Source organism: Streptomyces pseudoechinosporeus, assembly GCF_054783935.1.
Map to the genome: position 1 here is coordinate 141,997 of NZ_BAAGPS010000091.1, position 19,004 is coordinate 161,000.

Genomic DNA, 19,004 nt, shown 5'->3' on the forward strand with positions numbered 1-19,004 from the left:
CGGTCAGCGGAGCTGTGCGGCGAACGCCTCGTATGCCCGCTCGTCGAAGAGGACGAACCTGACCTCCTCGACCGCCGTGTCCGTGGCTCGCACCGTCTCCACCGCGATCCGCGCGCCGTCGTCGATCGGCCATCCGTAGATGCCGGTGGAGATCGCGGGGAACGCGACCGTGCGGGCTCCCAGTTCGTCCGCGACCCGCAGCGACTCGCGGTAGCAGGAAGCCAGCAGGTCGGAGCGGTCCTCGCTCTGGCTGTGGACGGGGCCCACCGTGTGGATCACCCAGCGGGCGTCGAGTTCGCCCGCGGTCGTGGCGACCGCCTGCCCGGTGGGCAGGCCCTTGCCGTACTGGAAGGCGCGAAGCTTGCGGCATTCGTCGAGGATGGCGGGGCCGCCGCGCCGGTGGATGGCGCCGTCAACGCCTCCGCCGCCGAGGAGCGAGGAGTTCGCGGCGTTCACGATGGCGTCGACGGACTGCCGGGTGATGTCGCCCTGGACGAGTTCGATGGTGGTCGTGGCGCTCATGACTGGCGCAGCCTCCTCCATACGGCCTTGGCGGCGTTGTGCCCCGACATTCCGTGCACGCCCGGCCCCGGCGGGGTGGCCGAGGAGCAGATGAACACGGCCGGATGCGGTGTGCTGTACGGGAACAGGGACAGCTTGGGCCGCAGCATCAACTGCAGTCCGGAGGCCGCGCCGCAGGCGATGTCGCCGCCCACGTAGTTCGCGTTGCGGGCGGCGATCTCGGGCGGGCCCGCCGTGGCCCGGGCCAGGACGCGGTCCCGGAAGCCCGGCGCGAACCGCTCCAGCTGGCGCTCGATCGCGTCCGTGAGGTCTCCGGTCCAGCCGTTCGGCACATGGCCGTACGCCCAGAAGACCTGCTTTCCGTCCGGCGCCCGGGAGGGGTCGACGACGCTGGGCTGCACGGTGATCAGGAACGGGACGTCGGGGGCCCGCCCTTCCCGCGAGGCCGCGCGCAGGGCGGTGCCGATCTCGGCCCTGCTCGCCCCGATCTGCACCGTCCCGGCGCGGCGGGCCTCCTTCGCCGCCCAGGGCACCGGCCCGTCCAGGGCGTAGTCGATCTTGAAGACGCCCGGCCCGTAGCGATACCGCTCGTAGTACCGCCCGAAGCCCGCGATCCGGCTGAGCGCGGCGGGCGAGGTGTCGAAGACGTACGCGCGCGCGGGCGGCAGGTCGTCGAGGCGCTTGACCTCGTAGTCGGTGTGGACGGTGCCGCCGAGGTCCTTGAGATACGCGGTGAGCGCGTCGGAGATCGACTGGGAGCCGCCGCGCGCCACGGGCCAGCCGCCCGCGTGCGCGGCCAGCGCGAAGACGAGGCCGACGGCGCCGGTGGCGAAGCCGTCGAGCGGGGCCATGACGTGTGCGACCAGACCGGCGAACAGCGCCTTGGCCCGCTCATCTCGGAATCTGCGCGTCAGCCATGTAGAGGGCGGCAGGCCGACGAGACCGAAGCGGGCGAGGGTGACCGGGTCACGGGGCAGCGCGGTGAGCGGCAGCGACATGAAGTCCCGGGCGAGCGTGTCCCATCTGCCGGTGAAGGGCTCGACCAGCCTGCGGTACGTCCCCGCATCGCGCGGCCCGAAGGACGCGGCCGTTTCGGCCACGGAGCGTGACAGCACGGCCGCCGTGCCGTCCGGGAAGGGGTGCGCCATGGGCAGTTCGTGGTGCAGCCACTCCAGGCCGTACCGACCGAGCGGCATCGCCTTGAAGGCGGGCGAGTTGACGCCCAGCGGGTGCGCGGCCGAGCATGGGTCGTGCCGGAAGCCGGGCAGCGTGAGCTCCTCGGTGCGGGCGCCTCCGCCGACGGTGTCGCGCGCCTCGAAGACGGCCACGCTGAAGTCGCGGCGGGCCAGCTCCACGGCAGCGGTCAGCCCGTTCGGCCCCGCACCCACCACGACCGCATCGAGCATCGACGGCACCTTCGGACTCCTTCGTCAGCCGATGGCCACTCGGGATCAGGATATGCCGGGGCGGTGACAGCCGCGGGGCGCGGGTAGCGCAGCTGTACGTCAGGCTCCGCCCGCCAGCAGGCCCGCCACCCGGTGAGCCGTGGCCGCGTCCCGGGCCGCGGTGAACGGGAGTGTGTTGCCGCCGGTTATGCGGAACGGCTCGCCCGCGCGGGTCAGATGGGCGCCGCCCGCCTCCTCGACCAGCAGCAGGCCGGCCGCATGGTCCCAGGCCGCTTCCCAGGAGAAGCCGGTAGCGTCCAACTCGCCGCGTGCGACGGCAAGATACTCGAGGCCGGCGGAGCCGCAGGGCCGGGTCCGCACGCCCTCCGTGCGCAGGCCGAGCAGGGCGCGCTTCTCGTCGTCGGTCGTGAAGTCCGGGTGGGACGTGGCCACTTCGAGCGGGCGGTCCGGCGCGGGCGAACCGGAGCGCAGGGGCACCCCGTCGAGAGCGGCGCCTGAACCCCGTATCGCCGTGGCGAACAGGTCGAGCGCCGGAGCGTACGTCCAGGAGGCGAGCACCTGGCCGCCCAGTGCGAGCGCGACCAGTGTGGCGAAGCCGGGGTTGCCATGCACGAACTGGCGTGTCCCGTCAACCGGGTCGACGATCCACACCGGCGCCTCGCCCTGAATCGCCTCGTACGTCAACGGGTTGGCGTGCACCGCCTCCTCGCCGACCACGACCGAGCCGGGCAGCAGGGCGCCGAGCGTGGCCGTGAGGTACTCCTCGGCCTTGCGGTCGGCGTCCGTCACCAGGTCGTGCGGGCCCGTCTTCTCGTCGATCTCGTGCGCGGCGAGCTGCCGGAAGCGCGGCATGATCTCCGTCGCCGCCGCCTTGCGGACCGCTTCCTCTACGTCGGACATACCGTGCGCGAGAAACTCTTCGATGGTTTCGCTGTCTTCGATCACCACTCCATGAGAGCACGGGCCACTGACAATCCTCACCCGGTCGGTGCACTCCGGGTGGAATCGCCATGAACTCCCCCACGCACCTGGGGCGTCAGCAGCCTCGGGTGTCAGCGGCCTCAGGGATCAGCGTCCGACCGCGTACCCCTGCATCCCCCGAGGATTCGCCGCCGCCGACAGCACCCCGGTCTCCGGGTCCCGCGCGACCGCGCACAGCCGCCCCTCGGACCAGGCCTCGCCGACCTGCACTTCGTGGCCCCGGCGACGCAGCTCCTCGACGACGGCCGGGTCCATGCGGGACTCGACGGTGACGCTGCCGGGGCGCATGCCGCGCGGGTAGAAGGAGCCGGGGAAGCTGTCGTTGTGCCAGTTCGGGGCGTCGATCGCGCCCTGGAGGTCGAGTCCGCCGCGCACCTCGGAGCGCAGGGCGACGGCCAGGAAGAAGTGCAGTTGCCACTGGTCCTGCTGGTCACCGCCGGGCGTGCCGAACGCCATGACCGGCACCCCGCCCCGCAGCGCGAGCGAGGGCGTGAGCGTCGTACGCGGACGGCGCCCGGGCGTAAGGGAGTTGGGCAACCCCTCCTCCAGCCAGGCCATCTGGAGCCGGGTGCCGAGCGGGAAGCCCAGCTCCGGCACGACCGGGTTGGACTGCAGCCAGCCCCCGCTGGGCGTGGCGGCGACCATGTTGCCCCAGCGGTCGACGACATCGAGGTGGCAGGTGTCGCCCCGAGTACCGCCGTCCGCCGAGACGTCCGGCTCCCCGGGCACCGGCGACCTCGGGCTCTTGGCCACGGTCGGCTCCCCCGCGCCCGGCGCCGCGAGCGGATCGAACCCCGCCTCCCCGGTGGCCACCACGCGCGCGTGGTGACTCAGTCGCGGAGTACGTCCTCCAGGACTCCCGGACCGCAACTCGTACGAGGCCTTCTCCCCGACGAGGGCCCGCCGCCCGGCGTTGTACTCCTCCGACAGCAGCTCCCCCACCGGTACGTCGGCCGCGTCCCCGTACCACGCCTCCCGGTCGGCCATCGCGAGCTTGCAGCCCTCGATCAGCAGATGGACGTACTCTGCGGAGCCGTACCGCGGCGGCTCGGGCGGCAGCAGGGCCAACTGCTGGAGGAGGACCGGCCCTTGGCTCCAGGGGCCCGCCTTGCACAGGGTCCAGCCCCGCCAGTCGTACGTCACCGGAGCCTCGTAGGACGCGGACCAGGAGGCCAGGTCGGCTGCCGTCAGCGTGCCCGCGTGGCGTTCGCCGCTGGTGTCCCTGGTCGGCCGCCCTGCCTGCCGCACCAGGGCCTCGGCGATGAAGCCCTCACGCCAGATCCGCCGCGCGGCCTCGATCTGCGCGACCCGGTCACCGCCCGCCCGGGACGCCTCCGTGATCAGCCGCCTCCAGGTCGCGGCCAGCACCGGGTTCCGGAACAGCTCGCCCGGCCGCGGGGCTCGGCCGCCCGGCAGATACACCTCGCCCGAAGAGGTCCACTCGGTCTCGAAGAGCTCCCGTACGGTCTCGACGGTCTCGCCGACGCGCTCCACGGGCGCGTGCCCGTCCTCCGCGTACCCGATGGCGTACTTCAGGACGTCGGCGAGGGGCTTCGTGCCGTGGTCCCGCAGGAGCAGCATCCAGGCGTCGAAGGCACCGGGAACGGCGGCGGCGAGCGGTCCCGTACCGGGTACGAGATCCAAACCGAGTCCCCTGTAGTGGGCGATTTTCGCCCCGGCCGGCGCCACGCCCTGTCCGCACAGCACCCGGACCTCGCCGCCCGCCGGGGCCAGGATGATCGGTACCTCGCCCGCGGGCCCGTTCAGGTGGGGCTCGACGACATGCAGTACGAAGCCCGCGGCGACGGCGGCGTCGTACGCGTTGCCGCCGTCCTCCAACACAGCCATCGCTGACTGCGAGGCCAGCCAGTGCGTGGACGACACCATGCCGAAGGTGCCCTGGAGCGTGGGACGGGTCGTGAACACGGGCGACTCCTCACTGCCGGGCGGGCGTCCGAAGATCGTACGTACCCGTCCGCGCCCTCGAGTACCCGCTACTCCATCGGCTTCCAGGGCGACGTCCCCAAGACGTTGTCGGGGCCGATGTCGAGGTAGTCCTCGGCTCGTACTGTCGTGACCTCGCGTCCCTTCGCGGGCGTGACGCGCAGATAGATGCCCTTCTCGTTGTTCATCCGCCAGTACAGACTCGCGTACGCCCTCTCGCCAGGAGCGAGCGTCAGCGGCTCGGGGCCGGGGTCCTCCGGGGCCATGGACACCTCGTCCGTGCCCTCGACGGTGCGCACTCCCGTGAGGGGCAGGCTCTCCTCGTCGAGCACCTGGATGGAGGGGTAGCCGTTCAACTCGTACGGCCGTGAACCGCAGTTGGTCAGGATGAGGCTCGTGGCGCGCAGTCCCATGGCGCCCTGGACGAGCTCGGTGCCGAAGCGCACACCGGACGGCGGGCAGCCGGACTCCTGCTGGACCGGCACGCTCGGCGAGGCTTCGGGAGTGACGGCCGGGGGCGGCTCCACGCTCAGGGTCAGGGACGGTGAAGGCGGAGGCTTGGGGTCCGGGTTGCGCTCACGCTCCAGTTCGTCGGAGAGCCCGCAGCCGCTCGCGCTCAGCGCCAGCAGGCAGGCGAGGACGGCAAAACGGGCTGGCCTGCGGCGTATCGCGATCACGCGCCGATCATCGCACGCACCCTCGGCGGAAGGGTTCACTCCGCGTGACCGCGTCCGTCAACAGCCAGCCGCTGTGACCACACGGGCACGGAGCGAGTTCGCACTTTCGCCTCACAAGGAGGCATGTGACACTGGCGTCCCGTCCGCCGTGTGGCCCCCTCCGCACCCATCCCCCACGAGAAGTGCGCCGTGCGTTCTCTTCCTCTGCCGCTCTCCCTCACCGCGCGTCTGCTGCCGGTCGCCGTGCTCGCCTCGGCGGGCTGGGCGCTGGCGTCCGGGCCGTTCGCCGCGTCCCCGGCCGGGGACGCGGACGACAAGGCGGCCTCGGACAGACCCAGCGCGTCGCCGTCCGCGCCGTCCACGGCGGCGGCGAGCCAGACGTACCGCGTCTCGCCCAAGCCCTGCCAAGGGATCGGGGAGAAGACGGTGACCTCACTGGTGCCGAGCGCCAAGACGGCCGGCAAGGAGATCCCGTCGACCGACGAGTCGGTGCGCCGCACCTGCTCCTGGAACGCGCTCAAGGGGTTCGACTACCGCTGGCTCGACGTCTCGTACGAGATCAAGAAGACCGACCAGACCGCCGCCACCGCGTACAAGGAACGCATCACGAAGCAGAGCGGCGGAGGAGCGGTCCCCGGGGTCGGCGACGAGGCGTACTCCGTCGTGAACCTCACCACCGAGGACAAGCAGCAGACGCGCGAAGGCACGGTGATCGTCCGCGCGTCCAACGCGCTGGTGGTCATCACGTACAACGGCAGTGACTTCGAGACGAAGAAGGCGCCCAGTACGGACGAGATCAACAAGGGCGCCATCAAGGCCGCCAAGGAGGCGGTGGCCGCGCTGGAGAAGGCCCAGTAGAGCCGTTCTCCAGCGCGACCCGCACCAGTGCGTCAGGCGGCGTCCTGAGGCTGGGGCTCGCGCTCCTTGCCCCCCATCAGCACCACGTACAACAACAGCGCCGCTCCCAGGCCCACCGCCCAGCCGTAGTCGGCGAGCGGCTTCAGGAACGGGATCAGTCCGTCCGCCGGGAAGGGGCCGGCCTTGTTGCCATCGGCGTCGACGTTGGAGTACGAGCCGCCCACGGCGAGGACGGCGCCCACGGCGAAGGCCACCAGGGCCCGCCAGTTCCAGCCGGAGCTGTACCAGTAGCGGCTGCCCTCGGTGTAGAGGCCGGGCAGGTCCAGATGAGTACGGCGGACCAGCCAGTAGTCGGCGATGAGGATGCCGGCCACGGTGCCGAGGAGGCCGCCGACGGTACCCAGCCAGGTGAAGATGTAGATGTCCGGGTTCTCGATCAGCTTCCAGGGAAAGATGATCACGCCGATGCAGCAGGCGATGAGCGCCCCGGCGCGGAAGTTGATGAGCTTCGGGGCCAGGTTGGACAGGTCGTACGCCGGGCTGACCAGGTTGGCGGCGACGTTCGTGGACAGCGTGGCGAGCAGCAGGATGAACAGCGCGAAGAGCACCCCGATCGTGCTGTCCATCCGGGCCGCGAGCTGGCTCGGGTCCCAGATCGGCTCGCCGTACACGGCCTGCGCGCCAGAGGTGACCAGCACCGACAGCAGTGCGAACGCGGCCATGGTGGTCGGCAGTCCCAGCGACTGGCCCCACATCTGGGCCTTCTGTCCGGCGCCGAAGCGGGTGAAGTCGGGGATGTTGAGGGAGAGTGTCGACCAGAAGCCGATCATGCCCATCAGCGCCGGGAAGAAGACTTTCCAGAAGTCGGCGCCCCAGCCGAGCTGCGAGGGCTGGTCGAGCAGCGGGCCGAAGCCTCCCGCCTTGTTCGCGATCCACACCAGCAGCGCCACCGCGCCGGCCAGCATCAGCGGCGCCGCCCAGTTCTCCAGCCGCCGCACCGCGTCCATGCCGCGCAGGATGATGACGATCTCGATGGCGAAGAAGAGCAGGAAGCACAGCCACTGTGTCCACGGATAGCCGCCGACCTTGCCGGCGTCGGTCCACCAGCTGCCCGCCCCGGACAGCTTCCCGGCGAGGAAGTAGATGGACTGACCGCCGATCCAGGTCTGGATGCCGAACCAGGCGCAGGCCACCAGTCCGCGCAGCAGCGCCGGCAGATTGGCGCCGCGCAGCCCGAATGAGGCACGGGCGAGCACGGGGAACGGAATGCCGTACTTCGGCCCCGCGTGACCGGTCAGCAGCATCGGCAGCAGCACGATGACGTTGCCGAGCGCGATGGTGAGCACGGACTGCTTCCAGTCCATACCGAGCGCGACCAGGCCGGCAGCGAGCGTCCACGACGGGACGTTGACCGCCATCCCGATCCACAGCGCGGCGAAGTTGTAGGTCGTCCAGCGCCGCTCGGCGAGCGGCACGGGGCGCAGGTCCTCGTTGGCGAAGGGGCTGTCGGTGGGGAAGGCCCCGGGGGCGAGCTCTATCCGGCCTTCGGCGTCGGCGCTCTGGAGGGTGGGCGACCCCGTGGGGGCTGTTTCGGTCATGGGCAGGCCAATCAATAAGCGGGACGGGAGAGGCCGTGCGGGCCCCTTGGCCCCTCCCCGGGCAGGGAGGGGAGACAAGGAGTGGGGGGTCGGGGAGCTGGGGAGGAGCGGTGGTGCCGCGCGTCAGGAGTCGGCGGTCCGGTCAGGAGCTCAGGGCGGGGATGACCTTCTGGCCGTACGTGTCGATCACGGCCTCCTGCGCGTCGTGCATGTCGTAGACGGCGAACTGGTCGACGCCCAGCTCGCGCAGCGCGTTCAGTTTCTCGATGTGCTGCTCGGCCGTGCCGATCAGACAGAACCGGTCGACGATCTCGTCGGGCACGAACTGGGTGTCGGGGTTGCCGCTGCGTCCGTGGTGCGAGTAGTCGTAGCCCTCGCGGGCCTTGATGTAGTCCGTGAGCGCCTCCGGAACCACGTCGGAGTGATCGCCGTACTTGGAGACGAGATCGGCGACATGGTTGCCGACCATCCCGCCGAACCAGCGGCACTGCTCCCGCGCGTGGGCGAGCGCCTCGGGCGAGTCGTCCTCGGTGATGTACGCGGGCGCGGCCACACAGATCTTGACGTCGGACGGGTCACGCCCGACCGCCACCGCCGCGTCGCGCACGGCCTTGACCATGTACTCGGTCAGATACAGATCGGCGAGCTGGAGAATGAAGCCGTCGGCCTCCTCGCCCGTCATCTTCAGCGCCTTCGGGCCGTACGCGGCCATCCAGACCGGGAGTTCGGCGCCGGGCTTGACCCACGGGAACTTGATCACCGTGCCGCCGAGGTCCGCCTCCTCGCCGCTGCCGAGGGCACGGATGACCTTCATGGCCTCGCTGATCCGCGCGAGCGTGTTCGGCTTCCGCCCCGCGACCCGCATCGCGGAGTCGCCGCGGCCGATACCGCAGATCGTGCGGTTGCCGAACATGTCGTTGAGCGTGGCGAAGGTCGATGCGGTGACCTCCCAGGTGCGGGTCCCCGGGTTGGTGACCATCGGGCCGACCTTCAGCTTCGACGTGTTCGACAGGATCTGGCTGTAGATCACGAACGGCTCCTGCCACAGCACGGCGGAGTCGAAGGTCCAGCCGTACGTGAAGCCGTTGCGCTCGGCCCGCTTCATCAGGCTGATGACACGGGAGGCAGGGGGGTCCGTCTGCAGGACGAGTCCGAAGTCCATTGGCGCCACTCCTAGTTCAAGTACTGACAGGTGGAACGGGGGGTGTAGACGCCGTGCCCGGCGCGTCCGGTGAACTCCCGCTCGGTGATGACGAGTTCGCCCCGCGAAAGGACCGTCTCGACACGGCCGGTGACGCTCTTGCCCTCGTACGCCGAGTAGTCGACGTTCATGTGGTGCGTCTCGGCGGACATGGTCTGCTCGGCCTGCGGGTCGTAGATGACGACGTCGGCGTCGGCGCCCGGCGCGATCGTGCCCTTCTTCGGGTACAGGCCGAACATCCGGGCCGGAGTGGCGCAGGCGATCTCGATCCAGCGGCGGCGGGTGATGTGTCCGTCGACGACGGCCTGATGGAGGAGGTCCATGCGGTTCTCGACACCCGGCAGACCGTTGGGGATCTTGGAGAAGTCGCCGCGGCCGAGCTCCTTCTGGCCGACGAAGCAGAAGGGGCAGTGGTCGGTGGAGACGACCTGGAGGTCGTTCGTACGCAGGCCCCGCCACAGGTACTTCTGGTGTTCCTTGGGCCGCAGGGGCGTGGAGCACACGTACTTGGACCCCTCGAAGTCGGGCTCCGCGAGGTTGTCCGTGGACAGGAACAGATACTGCGGGCAGGTCTCACCGAAGACGTTCAGGCCCTCGTCGCGCGCCCGTGCCAGCTCGGCGACTGCCTCCATCGCCGAGACGTGCACAACGTACAGCGGGGCGCCCGCGACCTGCGCGAGCTTGATGGCGCGGTGCGTGGCCTCGGCCTCAAGCAGCGCCTTCCGCACCTCGCCGTGATACCTGGGGTCGGTCTCACCGCGAGCCAGCGCCTGCTCCACGAGGACGTCGATCGCGATGCCGTTCTCGGCGTGCATCATGATCAGCCCGCCGTTCTCGGCGGAGCGCTGCATGGCGCGCAGGATCTGGCCGTCGTCGCTGTAGAAGACGCCGGGGTAGGCCATGAACTGCTTGAAGGAGGTGACGCCCTCCTCCACGAGCAGGTCCATCTCCTTGAGCGTCTCACTGTTGACGTCGGAGACGATCATGTGGAAGCCGTAGTCGATGGCGCACTTGCCGTCGGCCTTGGCGCTCCAGGCGTCCAGGCCCTCGCGCAGCGAGTGGCCCACGCTCTGCACGGCGAAGTCGACGATCGTCGTGGTGCCGCCCCAGGCCGCGGCCCGGGTGCCGGTCTCGAAGGTGTCGGAGGCGAAAGTGCCGCCGAACGGCAGCTCCATGTGCGTATGGGCGTCGACGCCGCCCGGAATCACGTACTTTCCGGTGGCGTCGATGATCCGCTCGGCCGTCCAGGCCTCGGCGGCGGGGGTGCCGCTCGCGGCGAGGGCGGCGATGCGGCCGTCCTCGATGAGGACGTCCGCGTGGATTTCGTCGGACGCGGTGATGACTAGGCCACCGCGGATGACGGTACGACTGCTCATGCTCCCTCTCCTGGTCCTGCCGTGGTGGGTGCTGATGACGTACGGATGAGCCCGGCGTCCGCCGGATCGGCGGACGCCGGGACGGCGGTCAGGGTGCGGTCAGCGGCTCGTAAGCCCCAGGGGCCCGGTCGCGGTAGAACTGCCAGCGGTCGCGGACCTCGCGGAGCTTGGCCATGTCGAGGTCGCGTACGACGAGTTCGGTCTCCTTGTCGCTCGCCACCTCCCCGACGAACTGCGCCTCCGGGTCCACGAAGTACGAGGTCCCGTAGAAGTCGTTGGAGCCCAGCTCCTCCACGCCCACCCGGTTGATGGCGCCCACGAAGTACTCGTTGGCGACAGCCGAGGCAGGCTGCTCCAGCTGCCAGAGGTAGCCGGACAGACCGCGCGAGGTGGCCGATGGATTGAAGACGATCTCGGCCCCGGCGAGACCGAGCGCGCGCCAGCCCTCCGGGAAGTGCCGGTCGTAGCAGATGTAGACGCCGATCTTGCCCACGGCGGTGTCGAAGACCGGCCAGCCGCTGTTGCCGGGCCGGAAGTAGAACTTCTCCCAGAAGCCCTCGACCTGCGGAATGTGCGTCTTGCGGTACTTGCCGAGGTACGAGCCGTCGGCGTCGATCACCGCCGCGGTGTTGTAGAGGACGCCGGGCTGCTCCTCCTCGTACATCGGCAGCACCAGGACGATGCCCAACTCCTTGGCGAGCGCCTGGAAGCGGCGCACGATCGGCCCCTCGGGGATCTGCTCGGCGTACTCGTAGAACGCCTTGTCCTGGACCTGGCAGAAGTACGGCCCGTAGAACAGCTCCTGGAAACACAGGACTTGGGCGCCCTGCGCGGCGGCGTCGCGGGCCGCCTGCTCGTGGACCTGGATCATCGATTCCTTGTCGCCTGTCCAGGCGGTCTGGAAGACGGCGGCGCGGACCACTCTGCTCATCGGGACCTCCGGTCGCTCGGTGTGCGGTGAGCCTAGGAAGTCCGAAAGAGGTCTTTGAGATGCACGGTGTCACGTCTACGGGGGCATGGCGTTCCACGGTGTCACTCCGCCGTCGGCCCATGTTTCACCACCGTTTTCCCATGCCGTTCCATGTTTCACCCCTGTTGCGCGTCGTGCGCGAGGAGCGCGATGTGCACGGACGCGGCCTGCTCGAAGTCGTCGAGATCGACCCCGAGCCGCGCCTCTATGGCCTCCAGCCGGCGGTACAGGGCGGGCCGGGAGACGTGATGGAGCTGGGCCGTACGCGACTTGTTGCGGCCGGTCGCGAGATACGTCCGCAGCACAGGCAGCAGCTCCTGCTCGGCCGCGCCGTCCCCGCACAGCAGCCCGTCCAGCTCCCGCTCGGCGAACGACTGGACGTGCGGATCGTCCCGCAGCAGCCGGATCAGGCCCCGCAGATGTACGTCCCGCAGCCGCACCACCACCGGAACGTCCAGCTCGGTGGGCGTCGCCGCGACCGCGTCGGCCACATGCTGGGCCTCGCGCAGACCGGCGGGCACGTCGTCCCACACGGTCCGCGGATCCGCGGCGGCGACGACCGTCTTGTGCGCCCCCGACTCCGTACGCCACCGGGTCGCGAAGTGCGTCGCCAGTGCCTCCGCGTCCTGGTCCCGGGCCAGGCTCAGCAGCACGGCGGTGACTCCGTCGGCCAGCTCGGCGACAAGGCCGGGCATCCCCAACAACCGCAGCACCCGGTCGAGTTGGGCGGGCTCACCGTCCCGTACCACCAGCGGCACGAACGTCCGCCGGTTGACGGGCAGCCCGGCCGCCCGCGCCCGCGGCAACAGCTGCCGGGCCGGTACGCCACCGGAGACGAGGTCGGTCAGCAGGCCCTGCGCGGACTGCTCCTCCCAGGAAGGCGCGGGCCCGCCGAGCATGCGATGCAGTACGAGGGCTTCGGCGGCGCGGTCGGCGAGCAGCCGCCCGGTGGCACCATCGCCCCGATAGCCGCACAACACGATGCGCCCCCAGCGCTCCCCGCGCCCGCCCAGCTCGGCACGGACCCAGCCGTCGCCCTCGCTGCCGCCCGCCTGCCGCGCGATGCGCTCCCAGTCACGCAGCACGTCGTCCACCGCGGACCGCTCCCCCGCCGTCGCGAGCACGCGGTGCGCGAGGTTGGTGACGACGACGGGGCAGGCGCTGTGTCCTGCGACCTCGTCGAGCAGGCGTTGCAGCGGGGCGCCCGCGGTGATGAGCCCGGTCAGCGCGGTCCGTACGGCCTCCGAGAGACTGACGGCCGCGAACTTCCTTCGTACGAGCCGGGACTGGACCTCTTCCGTCAACTCGGCGAAGGGGAACGGCCGATGGAGCACCACCATCGGCAGCCCGCACCGCTCGGCGGCCCGGCGCATCACATCAGGCGTTGCGGGAAAGGCGCGCCCCAGGCCCAGCACGACGGCGGCGGCCTCCGCGCGGTGCAGCGAGCGAATGTACTCGGCCTGCGCTTCCACGTCACCGGCGAGCAGCACGCCGGTGGTGAGGACCATCTCCCCGCCGCTGAGCATCACGCCGACGTCGGCGGCCTCGGCGACATGCACCCAGCGCACGGGCCGGTCGAGCTGGCTCGCACCGGCCACCACCTCGGGCTCTCCGGCGAGCACCCGCTCCAGGCCGAGGACCTGGCGGACCGAGAGGGCGGGTTCCAAGGTGGTGGTCATGGCGGCGCACCTTCGTTCTTGCCAATCTTGCGTTACTGAATGCTCCTCAGCGCGCGCTCGAGGATCGCGGCGCCCTCTTCGGCCTCCGCGACGGTGAGCGAGAGCGGCGGTGCGATGCGCAGCACGCTGGTGTTGTGACCGCCGCCCTTGCCGATCAACAGGCCTTCCTCGCGGGTCGCTTCGAGCACAGCGGCGGCCGCGTCGGGGTCGGCCTCGTCGGTGCCGGGCTTCACCAGCTCGACGCCGATCATCAGCCCCCGGCCACGGATCTCGCGTACGCCCGGAAGCTGCGCGGCGACGGCCCGCAGCCGCTCGATGAGCATTCCGCCGACGCGGCGGGCGTTGCCCTGGAGGTCGTGTTCGAGGAGGTACGTGAGGTTGGCGTTCCCGGCGGCCATCGTGACCGGAGAGCCGCCGAAGGTCGAAATGGAATTGGAGTCAAGGCAGTTCATGACCTCGGCACGGGCGACGACACCGCCGATCGACATACCGTTGCCGATGCCCTTGGCGAAGGTCAGCATGTCGGGTGGACCGCTCTGGCCGTGGGCCTGCCAGCCCCAGAAGTGGTCGCCGGTCCTGCCCCAGCCGGTCTGCACCTCGTCGGCGATCCACAGGATGCCGCGCTTCTGGAGCACCTCACGGAAGGCCGCGTACAGTCCGTCCGGCGGCGCGGTGAAGCCGCCGACGCCCTGGATGGGTTCGGCGATCAGGGCCGCGGGCGCGCGGACATGCCCGAGCAGGTCCTCCAGGTCGTCGACGCAGGCCGCGATGAACTCGGCGTCGCCGAGCTCGGCGTACGGGCCGCGGGTGCGGACGCCGCCGTGGACGTACAGCGTCTGGAGGGGCGAGAGGCTGGTCGGCGACCAGCCCTTGTTGCCGGTGATGCCCACCGCGCTGAACGAACGGCCGTGGTAGCTGTTGCGCATCGCCAGGATCTGGTTGCTCTGCCGGTACGCGGTCGCCAGCAGAAGCGCGGTGTCGTTGGCCTCCGTGCCGGACGTCGTGAAGAAGACGCGGGCGTCCGGGATGCCGGACAACTGGGCGATGCGCTCGGCGAGTTCGACCATCGGCCGGTTGAGGTAGAGGGTCGAGGTGTGGATGATCCGGCCGGCCTGCTCACTGACGGCCTTCGTCACCTCGGGGAGCGCGTGCGCGGTCATGGTGGTCAGAATCCCGCCGAAGAAGTCGAGGTACTTCTTCCCTCCGGCGTCCCAGACGTGGCGGCCCTCGCCGTGGGTGATCTCGAGGGGGTCGGCGTAGTAGAGGGCGAGCCAGTCGGGGAGGACGGCTTTGTGGCGGGCGTACAGGTCACTCATGGCTGCACCAGTCCTTCGTACGCGTCAGGCCGGCGGTCCCGGTAGAAGGCCCACTGCTGCCGCACTTCTTCAATGAGGTCGAAGTCGAGGTCGCGTACGACGAGTTCCTCGCTCTTGTCGCTCGCGGTCTCGCCGACGAACTGCCCGCGGGGGTCGACGAAGTAACTCGTCCCGTAGAAGTCGTTGTCGCCGTACTCCTCCTGGCCGACACGGTTGATCGCGGCGATGAAGTACTCGTTGGCGACGGCGGCGGCGGGCTGCTCCAACTGCCAGAGGTAGGCGGAGAGGCCGCGGGAGGTCGCGGAGGGGTTGTAGACCAACTGGGCGCCGTTCAGACCGAGTTGGCGCCAGCCCTCAGGGAAGTGGCGGTCGTAGCAGATGTAGACGCCTACCTTGCCGACGGCCGTGTCGAAGACGGGCCAGCCCAGGTTGCCCGGTTTGAAGTAGTACTTCTCCCAGAAGCCCTTGACCTGGGGGATGTGGTGCTTGCGGTACTTGCCGAGGTAGGTTCCGTCGGCGTCGATCACCGCCGCGGTGTTGAAGTAGAAGCCGGACTGCTCGACCTCGAAGACCGGGACGACGATGACCATGCCGGTTTCGCGCGCGAGCTCCTGCATACGCGTCACGGTCGGGCCGTCCGGTACGGGCTCGGCCCAGCTGTAGTGTTCCGGCTCCTGGACCTGGCAGAAGTACGGGGCGTTGAAGACTTCCTGGAACCCGATGACCTTCGCGCCCTGGCGAGCCGCTTCGCGGGCGTGTTCCTCGTGCTTGGCGACCATGGTTGCGGTGTCGCCGGTCCAGGTGGCCTGGACCAGAGCGGCACGTACGACGTTGGCCATGAGCTTGCTCCTTCGACCGGGACGTCAACCTCTACGACTCTACGCCCGTAGACGCTGGTCGTAGAGCCCCGAAAGTAAGCGGAGCCGCTGCGCTGGGCAAGACCATCGCCGTTAACCGGGGGAATCGATCAGGTTTCCCACTCCTGTGGGGGGCGGTTGGGTTCGTTGTCGACTGCGGGCCCGTCGTGGCTGGTCGCGCAGTTCCCCGCGCCCCTAAAAACCTGCGCCTTCCCGCGCCCCGAAGATCCCGCGCCCTGGAAAAGCCCGCACCCCGACGAACCCCGCACCCTCCCACCGGCGGGAGGGGCCGTGGGCCGGTGCGTCGTATGCCCGTCGCGTAGGTTCGGTCTCGGAGAACCAGGACCGTGTACCGACACCGGGCCGTATGCCCACCCTGCGACGGGCTGACGCACCGGCCCACGGCCCCGCACCCACCACCCACCCAGGGGCGCGGGGAACGGCGCGACCAGCCACCACGCACCCGCACCCGAAAACGAACCCAACCGCCCAACCGCCGGAGGCAGAGGCGTCGTCACCCCGTGTAACCCGCGACGCGCAGCGCGTGGACCAGGTCCCAGTGGCGTTCCTCCGAGACGGCCTTGGCCGCCTCGAGGAGGAGGGGGGCCAGGCGCGCCGGGTCGGGGGCCGCGCTGCGAGCCGCTTCCTCGGGCGTGCGGACGCGCACGTAGGCGTCAAGGAGGGCGTGCACCTCGCGATCGCGGCCCTCCCGCGAGAGCGCAAGCACCGCCTCGCCGATCTCCGCGGCGGGCCGTGCGACGCCCTGTCTCAGCATCTGCCGGCCGTCCGTCGTACGTCCCGCCGCCGCGAGCGCATCGGCCGCCGCGACCAGCCGGTCGGCAGGCAGCGAAACCGCCTCCCACAGCAGCGTGGCCCAGTCCGCACCCAGGCCCGCGCGGTGCAGCTCGGCGGCGAGTAGGGGAAAGCGGGCCGCAGGCCAGTACGCGGCCTCGGCCAGCAGGACGTGTGCCTCCCCGCTGTGACCCTCGCGACGCAGCCGGACGAGCCGCTCGACCGTCTCGACCGTGGCCCGCCGCGCATCGTCGTCCAACGGCTCGCGCCGCGCCGACGGCCGCCGCTCCGCCTCCTCGGCGACCCCCGCGTAACGAACCCCCCGCGGGCTGCGTTCCGTGACGGCAGGCGCGGGCATGGCCGGTACGGCGGTGGCACCGGTGTCCGCTTCGATCCCGGCGAAGCGGGCACTGCCCCGGGACCGCCGTTTGGAGCGCTGCTTGGCCGCCTTGCCCCCCTTTGGGGCGGTGGGTGCGGATGGCTCGGCGCGGGGGTCGACTACAGACGGTCGGTCGTCGGACGGGCTGGCGTGTTCGGGCGAGGGCGAGGCGGGCATCGGGGCCGGGGTGTCCACGCCGACGTCGGGCTGCCAGGCAGCCCGACGCGTGGTCGAGTCCCGCCAGATGTCCGGCCAGTCATCCTCGGTCGACTCCCGGCGCGGCGCGCCCACGCGGCCCCCGACGGCACGCTCGGAGCCGTACGCACCACCGCGCCCGTGGGACGACCCCCCGTAACCGTCGTCGTACCGGTCGTCCGTCGACCCCTCGCCCCCGTCGGACCCCTCATCGACCCAGACCACGCCCCCGCCATCCCCTGGAGGGATCGTCATCGCCTCACGTGCGTGTCCGCCCGGCGTCCGGCGGTCCAACTCATCCATGCGGGACCGGATTTCGGCGCAGCGGGCGGTGGCGCGTTCGTGGTCGTCGCGGGCCCAGGCCAGGTCGAGGCGTATGGAGTCGGCCTCGTCGCGGGAGGTGGCGGCGCGGAGCGACTGGGTGAGTTCCGCCTGGCGTTCGGCGGCGTAGCGCTGTTCGCGGAGCATGACGTCGAGGCGGTCGCCGAGGGCGTCCCGGCCGCCGGGCCGGGCGTCGTACGCGGCTAGTGAGGCGCGGTGGAGGGCGCGTGCCCGCTCGGTCTCCTGCGCGGCGGCCCGGTCACCGTATGCGGCGGCGAGGTCCTGGAGGAGGGCCTCCACGACGTCCCAGGGCGGCACTTCCCAGCCGTCCACGCAGGCCCGCATCCCTTCGGGATCGCGCTGCCAGAACACAGCGCACCACCCGCTGCCCTGGTCAAGCCGGGTCAGCAGCCCTTTGAGATACTGAGCGAACTCCCGTACCTGGCCCGGGAGTTGTTCCACCGCCATTATGTTCACCCCACGCCAGCCTGGAGTACTCCGTTCCGGTAGAAAACACCATTCGTGTTACGGATGTGCTACGAGAGGCTTTCGGACGGGACGCACAGTACTCCGCCCCGCTCGGAACGTGACGTGCGCGGCGGAGCTTCGGGAGGCCGGCAAGTCCCATAACGCGAAGGACATCTACACACCCGTCAGGGCACACCGCCCCGCGATCTCGTCCATCGACAGACCCAGCGCTCCGGCCAGTGCCGCCACGGTGAAGAAGGCGGGGGTCGGAGCCCGGCCGGTCTCGATCTTGCGGAGCGTCTCGGCGGAGAGGCCCGCGCTGGCGGCGACCTCCGCCATGCTGCGGCTGCCACGGGCCTCGCGCAGCAACTGGCCGAGTCGCTCGCCGCGTTCACGCTCTTCGGGGGTCAGGGGGTTTCTCACCATGGCCCCATACTAATACCGGCAAGCGGTATATTAATAGGTGCCGATCGGTATAGTAATTGGCATGGTTGAACTGAAGACGGACACGTCTATCGACGCGATGTACGAAGCGGGCCAGGTCGTGGGCCAGGCCCTCACGGCGGTGCGGAAGGCCGCAGACATCGGCGTCTCGCTCCTGGAACTGGACGAGGTCGCCCACGACGTCCTGCGCAGCGCGGGTGCCAACTCCCCCTTCCTCGGTTACCGGCCCTCCTTCGCCCCCACACCCTTCCCGGCAGTCCTGTGCACTTCCGTGAACGACGCGATCGTGCACGGCATCCCAACCAACTACCGGCTGCGCGACGGCGACCTGCTCTCCGCCGACTTCGGTGCCGAACTGGGCGGCTGGGCAGGCGACTCGGCGATCAGCTTCGTCGTGGGCCGGCCCCGCCCCGCCGACGTACGCCTCGTCGAGACCGCTGAGCGCGCCCTGGCGGCGGGCATCGAGGCGGCCGTCGTCGGCAACCGCATCGGCGACATCGCACACGCCATCGGCACGGTGTGCCGCACGGCGGGCTACGGCATCCCGGACGGCTTCGGAGGCCACGGCATCGGCCGCCGCATGCACGAGGACCCACCGGTCCCGAACGAGGGCCGCCCCGGCCGCGGCCTCCCCCTCCGCCACGGCATGGTCCTGGCCATCGAGCCCATGCTCATCGCCTCCGGCGCCGACGCCTACCACGCAGCCGCAGATGGCTGGACCCTCCGAACCAACGACGGCTCCCGAGCAGCCCACGCCGAGCACACGGTGGCCATCACAGACTCGGGCCCACGAGTCCTGACGGCCCGGTAGCGACCGATTACCTCCGGCGGTTGAGCGGGGGCGCCTACCGGGAGGGCGGGTTCGGTTCATGGGCGAGTGCGGGCCCGTCGTGGCTGGTCGCGCAGTTCCCCGCGCCCCTGAAGGGGCGCTCCCGGAACCGCCAGCCACCATGCTCACCAGCCCCCCACGTGCCCGCAGCCTCCCCCCGGCGGGAGGGGTCGTGGGCCGGTGCGTCGTAT

Annotated in this window: 16 protein-coding genes; 2 read left to right on the forward strand and 14 right to left on the reverse strand. The window is 70.6% G+C overall.

The window, feature by feature from the left end:
• Positions 1–3 precede the first annotated feature (3 nt).
• The 5 genes from ACYVO6_RS47510 to ACYVO6_RS47530 form a co-directional block, all read right to left on the reverse strand.
• A complete protein-coding gene (locus ACYVO6_RS47510) occupies positions 4–522 on the reverse strand; it encodes an O-acetyl-ADP-ribose deacetylase (RefSeq protein ID WP_461072932.1) in 519 nt (172 codons plus the stop codon).
• Positions 519–1,928 (reverse strand): phytoene desaturase family protein, encoded by a 1,410-nt coding sequence (locus tag ACYVO6_RS47515; protein ID WP_461073133.1) that lies wholly within the window; start codon positions 1,926–1,928, stop codon positions 519–521. The genes ACYVO6_RS47510 and ACYVO6_RS47515 overlap by 4 nt, the downstream gene beginning before the upstream one ends.
• Before the next feature lie 99 nt (positions 1,929–2,027).
• A complete protein-coding gene (locus ACYVO6_RS47520) occupies positions 2,028–2,873 on the reverse strand; it encodes an inositol monophosphatase family protein (RefSeq protein ID WP_461072934.1) in 846 nt (281 codons plus the stop codon).
• A 123-nt stretch (positions 2,874–2,996) separates the two neighbouring features.
• A complete protein-coding gene (locus tag ACYVO6_RS47525) occupies positions 2,997–4,835 on the reverse strand; it encodes a gamma-glutamyltransferase family protein (protein WP_461072936.1) in 1,839 nt (612 codons plus the stop codon).
• 68 nt (positions 4,836–4,903) lie between these two features.
• On the reverse strand, positions 4,904–5,530 hold the full coding sequence (locus ACYVO6_RS47530) for a DUF4232 domain-containing protein (RefSeq protein ID WP_461072938.1): 627 nt from the start codon (positions 5,528–5,530) through the stop codon (positions 4,904–4,906).
• Between the two features lie 189 nt (positions 5,531–5,719).
• On the opposite strand from ACYVO6_RS47530, the gene ACYVO6_RS47535 reads away from it, so the two are divergent.
• Positions 5,720–6,388 (forward strand): hypothetical protein, encoded by a 669-nt coding sequence (locus ACYVO6_RS47535; protein ID WP_461072940.1) that lies wholly within the window; start codon positions 5,720–5,722, stop codon positions 6,386–6,388.
• Between the two features lie 32 nt (positions 6,389–6,420).
• Here ACYVO6_RS47535 and ACYVO6_RS47540 read toward each other — a convergent pair whose 3' ends face one another.
• The 9 genes from ACYVO6_RS47540 to ACYVO6_RS47580 all read right to left on the reverse strand — a co-directional run bounded on the left by ACYVO6_RS47540 (position 6,421) and on the right by ACYVO6_RS47580 (position 17,966).
• Positions 6,421–7,986 (reverse strand): NCS1 family nucleobase:cation symporter-1, encoded by a 1,566-nt coding sequence (locus tag ACYVO6_RS47540; protein ID WP_461072941.1) that lies wholly within the window; start codon positions 7,984–7,986, stop codon positions 6,421–6,423.
• A 142-nt stretch (positions 7,987–8,128) separates the two neighbouring features.
• On the reverse strand, positions 8,129–9,148 hold the full coding sequence (locus ACYVO6_RS47545; RefSeq protein ID WP_461072942.1) for a TIGR03842 family LLM class F420-dependent oxidoreductase: 1,020 nt from the start codon (positions 9,146–9,148) through the stop codon (positions 8,129–8,131).
• An 11-nt stretch (positions 9,149–9,159) separates the two neighbouring features.
• Positions 9,160–10,563 carry a dihydropyrimidinase gene (gene hydA / locus ACYVO6_RS47550; RefSeq protein ID WP_461072943.1) on the reverse strand — a complete coding sequence of 468 codons (1,404 nt, stop codon included), beginning with the start codon at positions 10,561–10,563 and terminating at the stop codon, positions 9,160–9,162.
• An 88-nt stretch (positions 10,564–10,651) separates the two neighbouring features.
• Complete coding sequence (locus ACYVO6_RS47555) at positions 10,652–11,494, reverse strand: nitrilase-related carbon-nitrogen hydrolase (RefSeq protein WP_033320168.1); 843 nt, start codon at positions 11,492–11,494, stop codon at positions 10,652–10,654.
• A gap of 155 nt (positions 11,495–11,649) precedes the next feature.
• Positions 11,650–13,212 (reverse strand): PucR family transcriptional regulator, encoded by a 1,563-nt coding sequence (locus ACYVO6_RS47560; RefSeq protein WP_461072945.1) that lies wholly within the window; start codon positions 13,210–13,212, stop codon positions 11,650–11,652.
• 32 nt (positions 13,213–13,244) lie between these two features.
• Positions 13,245–14,528: an aspartate aminotransferase family protein gene (locus tag ACYVO6_RS47565; RefSeq protein WP_461072947.1), complete on the reverse strand. Its 1,284-nt coding sequence runs from the start codon at positions 14,526–14,528 to the stop codon at positions 13,245–13,247.
• A complete protein-coding gene (locus ACYVO6_RS47570) occupies positions 14,525–15,367 on the reverse strand; it encodes a nitrilase-related carbon-nitrogen hydrolase (RefSeq protein WP_461072949.1) in 843 nt (280 codons plus the stop codon). The genes ACYVO6_RS47565 and ACYVO6_RS47570 overlap by 4 nt, the downstream gene beginning before the upstream one ends.
• A gap of 532 nt (positions 15,368–15,899) precedes the next feature.
• Positions 15,900–17,540, reverse strand: coding sequence for a hypothetical protein (locus tag ACYVO6_RS47575; protein ID WP_461072951.1), 1,641 nt, complete (start codon positions 17,538–17,540; stop codon positions 15,900–15,902).
• A 174-nt stretch (positions 17,541–17,714) separates the two neighbouring features.
• Positions 17,715–17,966 carry a helix-turn-helix domain-containing protein gene (locus tag ACYVO6_RS47580; protein ID WP_461072953.1) on the reverse strand — a complete coding sequence of 84 codons (252 nt, stop codon included), beginning with the start codon at positions 17,964–17,966 and terminating at the stop codon, positions 17,715–17,717.
• Between the two features lie 61 nt (positions 17,967–18,027).
• Between ACYVO6_RS47580 and map the strand changes: the two genes are divergently transcribed.
• Positions 18,028–18,795 (forward strand): type I methionyl aminopeptidase, encoded by a 768-nt coding sequence (gene map, locus ACYVO6_RS47585; protein ID WP_461072955.1) that lies wholly within the window; start codon positions 18,028–18,030, stop codon positions 18,793–18,795.
• The last annotated feature ends 209 nt before the right edge of the window (positions 18,796–19,004 follow it).